8 protein-coding genes and 2 tRNA genes are annotated in these 13,480 nt (G+C 46.0%); all 10 read right to left on the reverse strand.

Features of this window, described 5'->3' with window-relative positions:
* Nucleotides 1-658: 658 nt before the first annotated feature.
* The 10 genes from NSQ50_RS23380 to pyrR all read right to left on the reverse strand — a co-directional run bounded on the left by NSQ50_RS23380 (nucleotide 659) and on the right by pyrR (nucleotide 12,652).
* Nucleotides 659-732, reverse strand: a tRNA-Ile gene (locus tag NSQ50_RS23380).
* Between the two features lie 44 nt (nucleotides 733-776).
* A tRNA-Met gene (locus NSQ50_RS23385) sits at nucleotides 777-853 on the reverse strand.
* A gap of 359 nt (nucleotides 854-1,212) precedes the next feature.
* Nucleotides 1,213-2,700, reverse strand: coding sequence for an ABC transporter substrate-binding protein (locus tag NSQ50_RS23390; protein ID WP_076222904.1), 1,488 nt, complete (start codon nucleotides 2,698-2,700; stop codon nucleotides 1,213-1,215).
* A 1,066-nt stretch (nucleotides 2,701-3,766) separates the two neighbouring features.
* Nucleotides 3,767-4,405 carry an orotate phosphoribosyltransferase gene (gene pyrE / locus NSQ50_RS23395; protein WP_076213956.1) on the reverse strand — a complete coding sequence of 213 codons (639 nt, stop codon included), beginning with the start codon at nucleotides 4,403-4,405 and terminating at the stop codon, nucleotides 3,767-3,769.
* Entirely contained in the window at nucleotides 4,402-5,148 is a 747-nt protein-coding gene (gene pyrF / locus NSQ50_RS23400) for an orotidine-5'-phosphate decarboxylase (RefSeq protein ID WP_036683371.1), read from the reverse strand. The genes pyrE and pyrF overlap by 4 nt, the downstream gene beginning before the upstream one ends.
* Before the next feature lie 111 nt (nucleotides 5,149-5,259).
* On the reverse strand, nucleotides 5,260-8,487 hold the full coding sequence (carB, locus tag NSQ50_RS23405; RefSeq protein ID WP_036683372.1) for a carbamoyl-phosphate synthase large subunit: 3,228 nt from the start codon (nucleotides 8,485-8,487) through the stop codon (nucleotides 5,260-5,262).
* Between the two features lies 1 nt (nucleotide 8,488).
* Nucleotides 8,489-9,670 carry a glutamine-hydrolyzing carbamoyl-phosphate synthase small subunit gene (gene carA / locus NSQ50_RS23410; protein WP_051491286.1) on the reverse strand — a complete coding sequence of 394 codons (1,182 nt, stop codon included), beginning with the start codon at nucleotides 9,668-9,670 and terminating at the stop codon, nucleotides 8,489-8,491.
* A 115-nt stretch (nucleotides 9,671-9,785) separates the two neighbouring features.
* Nucleotides 9,786-11,069 (reverse strand): dihydroorotase, encoded by a 1,284-nt coding sequence (locus NSQ50_RS23415; RefSeq protein ID WP_038572839.1) that lies wholly within the window; start codon nucleotides 11,067-11,069, stop codon nucleotides 9,786-9,788.
* A gap of 109 nt (nucleotides 11,070-11,178) precedes the next feature.
* Nucleotides 11,179-12,084 carry an aspartate carbamoyltransferase catalytic subunit gene (locus tag NSQ50_RS23420; RefSeq protein ID WP_036683376.1) on the reverse strand — a complete coding sequence of 302 codons (906 nt, stop codon included), beginning with the start codon at nucleotides 12,082-12,084 and terminating at the stop codon, nucleotides 11,179-11,181.
* 4 nt (nucleotides 12,085-12,088) lie between these two features.
* Nucleotides 12,089-12,652 carry a bifunctional pyr operon transcriptional regulator/uracil phosphoribosyltransferase PyrR gene (gene pyrR / locus NSQ50_RS23425; RefSeq protein ID WP_036683379.1) on the reverse strand — a complete coding sequence of 188 codons (564 nt, stop codon included), beginning with the start codon at nucleotides 12,650-12,652 and terminating at the stop codon, nucleotides 12,089-12,091.
* Nucleotides 12,653-13,480 lie beyond the last annotated feature (828 nt).

The following is a 13,480-nucleotide window of genomic DNA, read 5'->3' on the forward strand; positions in this document are numbered from 1 at the left end:
TCCGTGAATAATATTTCAGATGGCAGACGTATCATGAGACATATATTTTTGGCCCAACAAAAAAGACCAATATCTCTACACACTGATTTAATAATTATAACATTTATTTAAAATGAATGTCAGACCTTCTACTAAAATTTTTATTAAATCCCCCTTAGCAAGAGCGGCAGTGGCAGAGAAGTAAACTGCCGTACTCTACAAACGACATTAGAAATATCCTAAATTGGTACTCTGATCTCCAGTGGTACTTTGCAAGGTTTTTCAGAATATTATTGATGGTCTTAGGGAACGCTATACGCAAATCGGGGCTAAAAAAAAGAATACGAGGACTCATACAAGGAAATTGACTTAGTATGTTGCTACTCTGGTCGGAGCTATATAAAGCTAAAGGTAGCTGCTGAACGACTGGGTATGACTCCAGCGATGTTCAACGAATAATACTCACACCTACTCCCAATCATGCAGGAAGAGGCCGTTGATAAAATTGAAGCAGAACTGAATAAATACGCTGAAAAACAGCTCGAAACTGCAGAAAAATAATTCCCGTTAGCAAATCCGTTAGCAAACTCAAAATTCTGTTCTTTATCCATTCTACTTTCTTATATTGCTAAGCTTATAGACAGCAAAAAACCCTTACAAAGTAAGGGTTTTTGATAAGTGGGCCCTGAGGGACTCGAACCCCCGACCAATCGGTTATGAGCCGACCGCTCTAACCAACTGAGCTAAGGGCCCGGATCTAAAAATATCCGAATGTACAATTGCTGTTGTAATAAAATTGGTTGCGGGGGCAGGATTTGAACCTGCGACCTTCGGGTTATGAGCCCGACGAGCTACCGGGCTGCTCCACCCCGCGTCAGAAATAATATTCAAACAGCGACAATAAACAATATACAGTACAAAATGGGTCTACGTCAAGGATGAATTTGTAAAAGTTCTCAAGGCAAAAATCTAACCCCATATCTTCCTTTGCGGGATCGATAAATTTCCACAAAACTTGGGTCATGGTAGCCATAAATCCAGCCATCTTGCTCCAACCTTTTTGCTAAACAACCTGCTTGAAATCTCGTTCTGAACAGTTTCGCGAAGTATATCCAATTCATGATGCCCTCTTCTCCTTTTCGCAAATTAATCTCACGCTGCTCTGAACTTATCATGCCCAAGTTCCACAAAATAAGCCACCGGAAATCCGGTGGCCGCTACATATTCCAAAACTTAATCCCCTATAGAGTCGAAATAATATGTGGGATCTTTTTCGAGCGTACCCAGCATGGTATTCCCTTGCTTCTCCCAAGCTTTGAGGGCACTCTCCACCGTTCTTTTGCCCTGATAAACTTCTGTGAATAGTTGGCGCCCAACATCGTTAATACGGCTAATTCCAGGCTTCTGTGTTTGTAGGACGTTCATCAAAGGATCATTGGCTGGTAATGGTTTGAGCGTATAGAAGGATTCCAGATTTACTGAAGGTACCTTCGTGGTAATGTAATCCTTACGGGAAGTTAGTTCCCCGCGGGTATGAGCTTTAATTTTGGCTACCTCATTACTGTTGACGAACTTGATCAAATCCCAAGCATCTTCCTTATTAGCAGCCATAGTGTTGATAGCCATCATATTACCTACCCAAGTACCTACAGCCACTCCTGGTTTCTCCTTAAAAGTAGGTACGGTAACTAAACCCCAATCGACGGGATTGTAATTTTTAATTTTTGCTGCATTGCGGCTCACACCTGCAAGCTCATTAAGATAATCGTATTCTCCAATTACCATTGCAGCTTTTCCGGTAAGGAATAGATCCCCTTGGACAGGACTATAGGTGCTCCGTTCTGTTTCTATAAAATCCATACCGTTTAACCCAGGTGTAATTTGCTTTTTCACCAATTGGCTGTAGGTCGTCCAAGCTTGACTCCACTGTGTTTGGTTTACCTCCATCTTATGTCCCTTGTTGTCATACATAGCAAGCTCAAGCGGTGAGACATAGGTCTGCATATCCCAGAAAGGATCGCTCATATAACGGTTCATCGAAAATCCATATATACGCTTATCTTTATTTGTCGATTTCTTGGTCACCTTTTCGGCCAGCGCGAACACTTCATCCCAAGTCATTCCGTCCGTCGGATAACCTACACCAGCAGCATCAAAAATACCTTTGTTAAAATATAACGCACTCGACATAAAGGTCGGCGCTAACGCGTAAAGACTTCCTCCACCCAGCTCACGTACTCCATTTAACATTGTAGGTGCCATATTGCTTAAATCATATTGATCTCGTGCGATAAGCGGCTCCAGCGATTGCACCAGATTATGCTTCACCAAACTCTTCACCAATGTACTATCACCGACGATTACATCAACTGGCTGTGCACCGCCCATAATTGTTCGGATATTCTCCAGATTATCTGGGTTAACCTCTGGATAGGTGCTGTCAAAACGAAGCTCATTCATATTGATGGCTGGAATAATCTCAAGTTTGATTTCAGGATGCTGCAATTCATACATATCTGTAAACTGCTGACGAAAAGAAGAATCGTCTTCTCCAGACCAGAGGCTGCCAATACGTAACACGCGCTGTTCTGTAGATGGCTTAGAAGCCTCTGCCCAGGCTGTATGCCTGCTTTCAGAAATTAAAGGCAATAGGAGTGCTGCACATATTCCAAAGCTTAACCAGCGCCGCCATAGCCTTCTATTATTATTTATATGATTCATTCTTGAACCCTCCCATAAAATACTCAATCCATCCACCTTATGAATAATTACCCATAATTCTAGTAACAGTATATAGCTTTATTCTGGAGGGGAAGTTACAGGCTGTTTAAAGTTATGCTACGATTTCTTCATATTATTTCTATAAAAAACATTCCGGGAGTTTTCTGAGGATCCTGATATGCCTTTCTACGGTAAGATAATTGCACTTTGTGCAACTATTACAGCTGTGTGTGTTGCGCTTCTCCTTTTAATTGCACTATGTGCAGTTAAAAAATGTTATTAGGTGCTTTCGGAGGATTTCTGGCGGATATAATTGCACAAAGTGCAACTATATCACCAGATCCTCTAAGGATGGTTAGTTTAAGTGCACGAACTGCAACTATTCTGCGTGTGTGACGACATTGCGATGGCATCACACACGCAGAATATAGTATTCCAGAGTGTCAGAGCGTTCAGAGTGTAGAGCGATAACGCATAGCTGCAGAGTCTCAGAATCCCGAGTGTCAGAGCGCAATATACCAGAGCGACAGTGCGCAGGTCAGCCAAATGTCAGAATGTGAATGTAAATGCAAACACCAAAACCCTACTCTCCACTCCACTCTACTTTTCCTTTTACCAATACAGCATTTGCCTTCCCTACTAACTAACCTACTAACTAACCTACTAACTAACCTGCTACCTTTCCTGTGACCGGCACAAATCGCCCCTTCTACGCAGGATAATTGCACTTTGTACAACTATTAAAGCCGAATGTATTATGCTTCTTCCTTTTAATTGCACTATGTGCAGTTAAAAAACGTTATTAGGAGCTTTCGGCGGATTTCTGGTGGATATAATTGCACAAAGTGCAACTATATCGCCATATCCTCTAAGGAAGGTTAGTTTAAGTGCACGAACTGCAACTATTCTGCGTGTGTGACGACAGCGCGAGGAATCACCGGGGCAGAGTATAGTATTCCAGAGTGTCAGAGCACCTTTTCCTTTTAATTGCACTCGGTGCAGTTAAAAAGAAAATCCTCCCACCAAAATGTGAGAGGCCCGTCCAATCTATACTTAAATATTTAGTTTAAACGCCAAATGCGGAAGGATCTTTTCTCCAAGATTTCAGCAGTTCCACATCTGTAGCTGCGATCTCGCCTTGTGTAAGAGCCACATCAATCAATGTGCTGTAGTTGGACAAGCTTTGTAATGGCATTTCAGCGGCAGCAAAAGCATCGACCGCACGATCCAGCTCGTAGCTGAAGATTGCCAATACAGCCAACGCTTCTGCGCCTGCTTCTTGCACAGCTTGAGCTGCTTTGATGGAGCTTCCACCAGTGGAGATCAAGTCCTCGATAACGACTACCTTTTGCCCCGACTTAATTAGGCCTTCGATCTGATTCTGCTTGCCGTGACCTTTAGCTTTATCGCGGATATAAGCCATTGGCAGATTGAGTTTATCAGCTACCCAAGCTGCGTGAGGAATGCCTGCGGTTGCTGTACCTGCGATCACCTCTGCATCTGGATACTGGCTTTTAATAAGCTCAGCGAAGGCATCAGCAATATAGTTACGTACCTCTGGGTAAGCCATAGTCAGACGGTTATCGCAATAGATCGGGGATTTAATACCAGAGGTCCAGGTAAAAGGCTCCTGCGGTCGCAGTGCCACCGCTCCTATCGTAAGCAGATAACTTGCTACTTGTTCACTTCTATTTAATGTACTCATGCTAGGGTCATCTCCTCAATAATATTTAGTGCTGCTTGACGTGGATCAGCTGCAGTTGTAACAGGACGTCCCACCACCAGGAAGTGGCTGCCTTGCTGAATGGCTTTGCCCGGCGTCATCACCCGGGACTGGTCACCTAGGGATGCACCTGCTGGCCGGATACCAGGTGTAACTGTACAAAATGCGGGCCCACAAGCCTCTGCGATCGCTGAAGACTCTTGCGGTGAAGCCACTACTCCATCCAGACCTGCAGCGGCTGCCAGCTTAGCGTATCTGACTACAGTATCTGCTACGTCTCCTGCGATTCCAATTTCGTTATTCATCACTTCTTGGCTCGTGCTGGTCAGCTGTGTAACTGCGATAATCAAAGGCATTTTAAGCGTAGCATTCCCATTAACTACTGAAGCAGCGCCTTCACGGGCTGCAGCCATCATTGCCGAGCCTCCAGCGGCATGTACGTTAAACATATCTACACCGAGGTTCGTAAGGCTTTCTGCCCCGCCTTTTACCGTGTTAGGAATATCATGCATTTTGACATCTGCAAATACAGAATACCCTCGAGATTTCAGTTCATTAATGAATTCCGGTCCTGCTGCATAGAAGAGCTGCATTCCCACTTTCATATAACAAGGAATCCCTTCCAGCTTGTCAATCAAGGTTCTTGCCCCAGCAACATCAGGGTAATCCAAGGCGATCATCAAGCGATTCGCCATTTCATTCCACTTTGCATCTCCCTGTCCCATAACCGTTCTCCCATCCAGTGCAGACTTAAATCCACACTCTTCATTTATTAGCCCCTAGGCATAGCGGAACGGTCTGCGTAAACGCAAACCGCCCTATGCATCTTTATGAGATTAGTTTAATTGTCCGACAAAAGCAGGCATGGACTGTGACGAGAAGTTGATCGTCTGCAGCATTCTGAGCAGTGCCGTTACTGTATCGAGTGATGTCATACATACGACGCCATTCTCAACCGCTTCACGACGGATACGGAATCCATCACGCTCTGGTGTTTTCCCTTTAGTCAGTGTATTAAAGACGAAGTTGGCTTGCCCACCACGAATCAAGTCGAGAATGTTCGGTGCACCTTCATCCAGCTTGTTCACGTTCATTACGTTGAGACCTGCTTCTTCAAGCGCTTGAGCGGTGCCTCCGGTAGCAATGATCTTGTAACCCAGCGAGTGGAAGCCTTTCATAAGCTCCACAGCTTCTGCTTTATCTTTATCTGCCACTGTAACGATGATAGCGCCGGTTGCTGGAATTTTCATTCCTGCTCCGATTAGACCTTTATACAAAGCTTTTGCATACAATTTATCGCGGCCCATAACCTCACCCGTCGATTTCATTTCAGGTCCGAGCGTTGGTTCTACTCTACGCAGCTTGGCAAAAGAGAACACCGGCACTTTAACCGATACATAATCACTTTCCGGCCATAGACCTTCTGTATAACCGTCATCTTTCAGCTTGCCGCCGAGAATGATTTTGGTTGCCAGATGCGCCATTGGAATTCCAGTTACTTTACTCAAGAATGGAACCGTACGCGATGAACGTGGATTTACTTCAATGACGTACACTTCATTCTGATAGATGACGAACTGGATGTTGACCAGACCAATCGTTTTCAGTTCCTTAGCAATCTTGATTGTGATCTCTGCAATTTTTGCTTTCAGACCTTCATCCAGATATTGCGGAGGATATACAGCGATGGAGTCACCGGAGTGAACGCCTGCACGCTCAACATGCTCCATAATCCCTGGAATAACTACCGTCTCACCGTCACAAATTGCGTCTACCTCAACCTCTTTACCAAGCATGTAACGGTCAATCAATACCGGATGCTCCGGATTCACCTTAACCGCTTCTACCATGTAGCTAAGCAATTCCGCATCATTATATACAATTTCCATTGCGCGTCCACCAAGTACATAGGAAGGACGTACCAGGACTGGATATCCAAGCGATTGTGCAGTTTCTACTGCTTGATCTACGTTGATAACCGTCTTCCCTTTTGGTTGGGCAATATCCAGACGAGCCAGCAAAGCTTCGAATTTCTTCCGATCTTCAGCTTCGTCAATACTGTCTAGGCTAGTTCCGAGAATCTTAACGCCAGCGGCACTTAATGGTGCAGCAAGGTTAATGGCTGTTTGGCCTCCGAATTGTACGATAACCCCAATCGGATTCTCTTGCGCAATTACGTTCATTACATCTTCAAAGAACAAGGGTTCAAAATACAACCGGTCCGAAGTATTAAAGTCGGTAGATACAGTCTCAGGGTTATTATTGATAATAACCGCTTCATAACCTGCCTTCTGAATCGCCCATACTGCATGCACAGTGGAGTAATCGAACTCAATCCCTTGACCGATCCGGATTGGACCCGATCCAAGCACGATAACCTTTTGTTTATCGGAATGAATGACTTCATTTTCAGTCTCATAAGTAGAGTAGTAGTAAGGTGTAGAAGCTTCGAACTCAGCCGCACAGGTATCTACCATTTTGAATACAGGCGTTAATCCTCGCTCTAAACGAAGCGCGCGTACATCAGCTTCTTTGATGAATTTAACGTTCGCTTGTCCTTCTGCACGAATCTCAGCAATCGCACGGTCTGTAAAACCTCTGCGTTTAGCTTGATACAGGGTTTCTGCTGATAAGCTTTCATCCCCACGGATAACCTCTTCAAAGTTGATCAATCCCTCGATCTTGGACAGGAACCACCAGTCCACGTTAGTGATATCTTGGATCTCTTGCAAGCCAAATCCGCGGCGGAAGGCTTCCGCGATCAAGAACAACCGCTCATCATCAGGTTTTGCCAGACGTTCACGCAGGACGCTTTCTTCCAAATCTTCAGCGCCCGGCAGGCGGAAACGGTGTACACCGATTTCCAGGGAACGAATTGCTTTATGAATGGACTCTTCGAAGGTACGACCGATGGCCATAACTTCTCCAGTTGCTTTCATTTGTGTGCCCAGCTTACGGTTCGCATGAATGAACTTGTCGAACGGCCAGCGTGGGATTTTGCTTACGATATAGTCAAGTGTAGGCTCGAAGCAAGCATAGGTCTGTCCAGTAACTGGATTGACGATTTCATCAAGTGTGTAACCAAGCGCGATTTTGGCAGCCATTTTGGCAATCGGATAACCGGTTGCTTTCGAAGCCAAAGCCGAAGAGCGGCTGACACGTGGATTTACTTCGATTACATAATATTGATAGCTTTGCGGATCCAGTGCGAACTGCACGTTGCAGCCACCCTCGATATTCAGCGCACGAATGATTTTGAGTGAAGCGCTGCGCAGCATTTGATATTCACGATCGGATAACGTTTGGCTAGGTGCCACAACGATACTGTCACCTGTATGCACACCTACCGGGTCGAAGTTCTCCATGTTGCAGACAACGATACAGTTGTCGTTCGCATCACGCATAACCTCGTATTCAACTTCCTTCATGCCGGCAATACTTTTCTCCACCAAACATTGTCCGATCGGGCTATAACGAATACCTGCTTTGACAGTCTCAAGCAGCTCTTCTTCGTTGTCGCAGATCCCGCCGCCGGTGCCGCCAAGCGTATAAGCCGGGCGTACAATTAGAGGGAAACCAATTTCCTCAGCGAATTTCATCGCTTCATCTACTGTGGTAATAATAGTGCTCTCTGGTACAGGCTGTTCCAGTTCGCGCATCAGATCACGGAACAAATCGCGATCCTCTGCTTTTTCGATGGACTCAAGCTGGGTACCTAGAAGCTTAACATTCTCTTGCTCTAGTACTCCTGCACGAGCCAATTCTACAGCCATATTAAGACCTGTCTGTCCTCCCAAAGTTGGCAACAAGCCATCTGGGCGCTCCTGACGGATGATGCCAGTTACGAATTCAAGGGTAATCGGCTCGATATAAACTTTATCAGCCATATTGGTGTCAGTCATGATAGTCGCTGGGTTACTGTTGATCAGCACAACTTCGACGCCTTCTTCTTTCAGGGCCTGACAGGCCTGCGTTCCGGCATAGTCAAATTCTGCGGCTTGCCCGATAACAATCGGTCCAGAACCGATTACTAATATTTTTTTAAGCTTTTCATTCTTAGGCATGTTATAGAGCTCCTTTCACGGCTTCAAGCTGTTTTACTGTAGGTTTTGGCGCCGTGATTCTGGCGTTTGCCGCAAGCTGCGCCTGGCGCGAGCTTACAGGTGTGTTAGCTTTATGATCAGCGATCATCTGTAAGAAACGATCGAATAAGTAGCTGCTGTCATGAGGTCCCGGTGCTGCTTCTGGATGGTACTGTACTGAAAACGCAGGATAACGGGTATGTTTAAGTCCTTCAACGGTCTTATCATTATTATTAATGTGAGTAACCTCTAGATCCGTGCTCTTCACAGAGTCTTCATTCACTGTGTAGCCATGGTTCTGAGAAGTAATGAAGCAACGTCCGCTCTCCAATTCTTTAACCGGATGGTTACCGCCACGGTGTCCGAATTTCAGCTTCTCTGTATCCGCGCCACAAGCCAGTGCAAACAGCTGGTGACCTAAGCAGATACCGAAGATTGGGTATTCGCCAAGCAATTCTGAGATCGTCTTCACTGCGTGTGGAACGTCTTTCGGGTCCCCAGGGCCGTTGGACAGCTGGATACCATCTGGATTGAGGCGACGAATCTCATCAGCAGTTACGTCATGAGGTACAACTACAACATCACAACCGCGATTGTTCAACTCGCGTAAGATACCAGCCTTCGCTCCGTAATCTACCAGCACGATGCGTTCTTTAGTTCCCGGGCTATTGTACATGCTTGGAGTAGATGTGCGAGCTACCTGATTGCGCAGTTCTTCAATTGAAGTGTCGCCCATCATTTCCATCAATTCCTCTACCCGTTTGTTAGAGGTAGTCAGGATCGCCTTCATTGTTCCGTAGTGGCGAATAATCCGCGTCAACATCCGGGTATCAATCTCGCTGATTCCAGGAATATCGTATTCTTTCAGCAGGTCGTCCACACTGTATTCTGCGCGCCAGTTACTTGGAACTTCTTCATGACGACGCACTACAAAACCGTGTACGAAAGGTCGAACAGATTCGAAATCATCCCGCGTAATCCCGTAGTTCCCGATCAATGGGTACGTCATGGTAACGATTTGTCCGCAATATGAAGGGTCAGACAGCACCTCTTGATATCCTGTAATTCCTGTGTTAAAAACAACCTCGCCTGTCTTTTCACCTTCAGCGCCAAATGCGGTACCTGTAAATAAAGTTCCGTCTTGAAGCAGCAATCTCGCCTGCATTCCCTTCCACTCCTTCATGTTCTGTAGTCTGATACGTATGCCTTGCATGCCTTCCGGAGTGTACGCGCTCAAATTGCTGATCCGCAAAGATCAGCAATTTCGCCTCACCAGTCCGCTAGTTTTTCTCAGTCCATACGGCTTTGCCGTCCACCCAAGTTTTTACTGGCCAACCCTTAAGCTTCCAGCCGCCAAAAGGTGTGTTGCGTCCTTTGCTTGCGAAGGAACCTGGGTCTACTTCTTTTTCCTGCTCCAGATCGATGAGTGTCAAATCTGCAGGAGCTCCGATCTCCATAACCCCGGTGTTCAATCTGAATACCCGTGCAGGATCGGCAGTCATTCTTTGTACTAGTAAGGATAAATCCCATTTTCCGGTTTCTACAAACGCCGTGTATAAGAGTGGGAAAGCTGTCTCGAATCCAACGATACCAAAAGGTGCCAGCTGCATTCCTTTTGCTTTCTCTTCCTCACTATGTGGCGCATGATCTGTAACAATCATATCTAGTGTGCCATCAAGCAACCCTTCGATACACGCCTCAACATCGCGGCGGGAGCGCAGCGGCGGGTTCATTTTCCAATTGGCGTCAAGGCCTGGAATATCGTCTTCAGCAAGAAGCAAGTGATGCGGACATACCTCAGCAGTTACTTTAATGCCGATCTCTTTTGCTTGGCGAATCAGCCGCACCGACTGTTCAGTACTGACATGGCATACATGGTAATGAACGCCTGTCGCTTCTGCCAGCAAAATATCGCGCCCAACATGGATCGCTTCTGACTCATTCGGAATTCCTTTGAGGCCATGCTTCTTAGCGAACTCACCTTCAGCTACACAGCAGCCCTCAACCAGCGAGTTATCTTCGCAGTGAGCAATGACTGGCATATCGAGCGATGCTGCGATGTTCATTGCATCTTTCATCATTTGAGCACTTTGTACGCCCACACCGTCGTCTGTATAACCAATAGCTCCAGCTTCTTTGAGCGCCGCAAAATCCGTCAACTCACGTCCGAGCTCATTTTTCGTAATGGCTGCATAAGGAAGCACTTTAACTAGTCCTGCTTCACGCGCCTTGTCTTTCACAAATTGCACGATCTCCGGGCTATCTGTCACCGGACGAGTATTTGGCATACATGCAATGGTTGTAAATCCGCCTTTAGCAGCTGAGCGACTTCCGGTTTCCACTGTTTCCTTGTGTTCAAATCCCGGTTCACGCAAGTGCACATGCATATCAATGAGTCCCGGAATGAGCAGCTTACCTTCAGCATCAATGATCTCCGTGGCTTCTCCGATAGCTTCATTTCCGTCGATTATAGCCGAGATCACACCATCCTGTAGTTCGATGTGTTTGCGCTCAAGCAAGCCTTCCTTATTCAATACGCTGGCGTTTCTAATAATCACTGTCATGATTCTACCTTTACCCTCAGATCACAGCTGCGGGCCCTCTCGTTATTATATAATAAAAATTCATCTTTGTGTATATTTATTAGTCTCTATACGTTAGCATTCTGTAAGCTTATAGTAAAGCTCTTTCGAGAACCGCCATCCGGACCGGTACGCCATTAGACATTTGCGGGAAAATCCGCGATTGACTGCACTCAACTACTGCATCATCAATCTCTAGATTCCGGTTAACCGGAGCTGGATGCATAATGATTGTGTCTTTGGCCAGCTTAGCTGCCCGCTCTTCTGTTAGACCGTAGTGGCTACGGTAATCTTCAGCAGACAGCTTAATGCCGGAAGTGTGGCGCTCAAGCTGTACTCGAAGCATCATTACTACGTCTGCTTTAAGAGCTTCTTCCATAGTTACGTACGGCGCATACTCCATAAGCTCAGGAGCCTTCATATTATCCGGTGCGCAGAACTGCACCTTGGCTCCCATTTTCGTAAGCCCCCAGAGATTAGAACGCGCTACGCGGCTATGCATAATGTCCCCAATGATGGAGACTGTCAGGCCCTTTAGTTCCCCAAAGGTTTTGGTCATGGTGTATAAATCAAGCAGCGCCTGCGTAGGATGTTCATTGTTGCCGTCGCCCGCATTGATAAGCGGTATGGACACCTTCTCAGCTAACTGCTGCAGCACACCTGCAGGCTTCAAACGCACAACTCCGGCATCGATCCCCATCGATTCCAGTGTGCGCACTGTATCGTAGATCGACTCCCCTTTTTCTACACTAGAAGCTGCAGCCGTAAAATTAAGTACTTGCGCACCTAGTCGTTTCTCTGCCATCTCGAAAGAGAAGCGTGTGCGTGTGCTGTTCTCAAAAAACATGTTAGAAATAAAATGGGAGTTCAAGATGGGCGTCAGCTTTTCACTTTGATTGTCCCAAAATGCTGTTCTGTCAAGCAGTTGGATAATTTCCGACCGGTCAAGCTCTTTGATTCCCAGTAGACTACGTTCCTTTACCTTGGTAAGTGTCATGATGTTATCGTTCCTCCCGGTTTGAAATAATGTAGACCTCATCTTTGCCGTCGTATTCCTTCAGCGCCACTTCAATCTGCTCGTGCTTTGAGGTAGGTACATTCTTACCGATGTAGTCCGGCCGGATCGGCAGCTCGCGGTGTCCGCGGTCAGCCAGTACTGCCAGTTGAATCATTCGTGGGCGTCCGCAATCCATCAAAGCGTCCATCGCCGCGCGGATGGTGCGTCCGGTGTAAAGTACATCATCGAACAAAATGACTTTCTGATCATGGATGCCAGCACTTCCTGAAGTAATAACAACGTTGCTCTTCACTACTGCTTCACTGCCTTCCACTTCACGGTCATCCCGGTAATGTGTGATATCCAGCTCACCGTATGGAATCTCGACGCCTTCAATCTCCTTGATGCGCTCAGCGATACGCTGTGCCAGATACACACCTCGTGTCCGAATGCCGACCAGCAGACAATTTTCGATACCTTTGTTCTTCTCCAAAATCTCATGAGCAATACGCGATAAGGCCCGGCGGATCGCCGTTTCATCCATAATGACATTTTTCTCAGTAACCATAATCTTGTCACCCTCCAGCTTGTTCGCCTATTCAAGTTCCCGGAAATCAAAAAACTCCTTGCCTATAACAGGCAAGGAGTGAAATCCGCAGATGAGGAAGATGACGGCCGCGCGCATAAAAAGACAGTTCCGTATTTACACACGGATACCTTTCTAAGAGTCGCGAACCTCGATTCACGTTACCTTGCCAGCCTCACAGGACTGAATTAAAGGCGCTATTCATTTAACAAGAATTATGACAGAACAACCCCCTCATGTCAACTTTCTCTGCCTAAACTTTTGCACTTCTCTTCCTTACTTCTATTAACAACAAGGGGAAAGCGGTACTCAGTATATCTGCATAAAAAACGAGGCTGAACCCAAATAGCCGTTTCATGGCTTTTGGGACAACCTCGTTTATGTTCTTAACACTACTTGATGTCCAAATGGTTCAAGAGGCGCACCTAGTAATGCTGAAAATGATGCAATTGGTGAGGTTCTTATATAGTAATTAGGGAATTTCTCCCTGAAAGTCAGTGATTTCTGTTCATCAGACTTGTAATTAGGGAAAACTTCCCTAATTATAAGCCAGTACAGTAAATAATACAGAAAACCCCCTGATTATTAGGGAACTTTTCCCTGATTTCGTTCATTTAGAGCGAATATCGGCTAATTTCAGGGAGATTTTCCCTAATTAGTTTAAAACCCACTCTTTACTTCCACACAAACTCAGAACACATATCACTCACCACACAAGTCCACCGCACAAAGTCCACCGTCACAGCTACCACAAATCATCTACTGCAAGCTGTACGAAAATCACACACAGCATTCATCCACCACCCACCC

The organism is Paenibacillus sp. FSL R10-2788 (genome assembly GCF_038003885.1).
Classification (GTDB): Bacteria; Bacillota; Bacilli; order Paenibacillales; family Paenibacillaceae; genus Paenibacillus_AQ; species Paenibacillus_AQ odorifer.

Excerpts from the sequence above, each read along its gene's own strand:
- NSQ50_RS23390 (WP_076222904.1), bottom strand. The coding sequence starts at position 2,700 with ATGAATCATATAAATAATAATAGAAGGCTATGGCGGCGCTGGTTAAGC.
- pyrE (WP_076213956.1), bottom strand. The coding sequence starts at position 4,405 with ATGAGTACATTAAATAGAAGTGAACAAGTAGCAAGTTATCTGCTTACG.
- pyrF (WP_036683371.1), bottom strand. The coding sequence starts at position 5,148 with ATGGGACAGGGAGATGCAAAGTGGAATGAAATGGCGAATCGCTTGATG.
- carB (WP_036683372.1), bottom strand. The coding sequence starts at position 8,487 with ATGCCTAAGAATGAAAAGCTTAAAAAAATATTAGTAATCGGTTCTGGA.
- carA (WP_051491286.1), bottom strand. The coding sequence starts at position 9,670 with ATGCAGGCGAGATTGCTGCTTCAAGACGGAACTTTATTTACAGGTACC.
- NSQ50_RS23415 (WP_038572839.1), bottom strand. The coding sequence starts at position 11,069 with ATGACAGTGATTATTAGAAACGCCAGCGTATTGAATAAGGAAGGCTTG.
- NSQ50_RS23420 (WP_036683376.1), bottom strand. The coding sequence starts at position 12,084 with ATGACACTTACCAAGGTAAAGGAACGTAGTCTACTGGGAATCAAAGAG.
- pyrR (WP_036683379.1), bottom strand. The coding sequence starts at position 12,652 with ATGGTTACTGAGAAAAATGTCATTATGGATGAAACGGCGATCCGCCGG.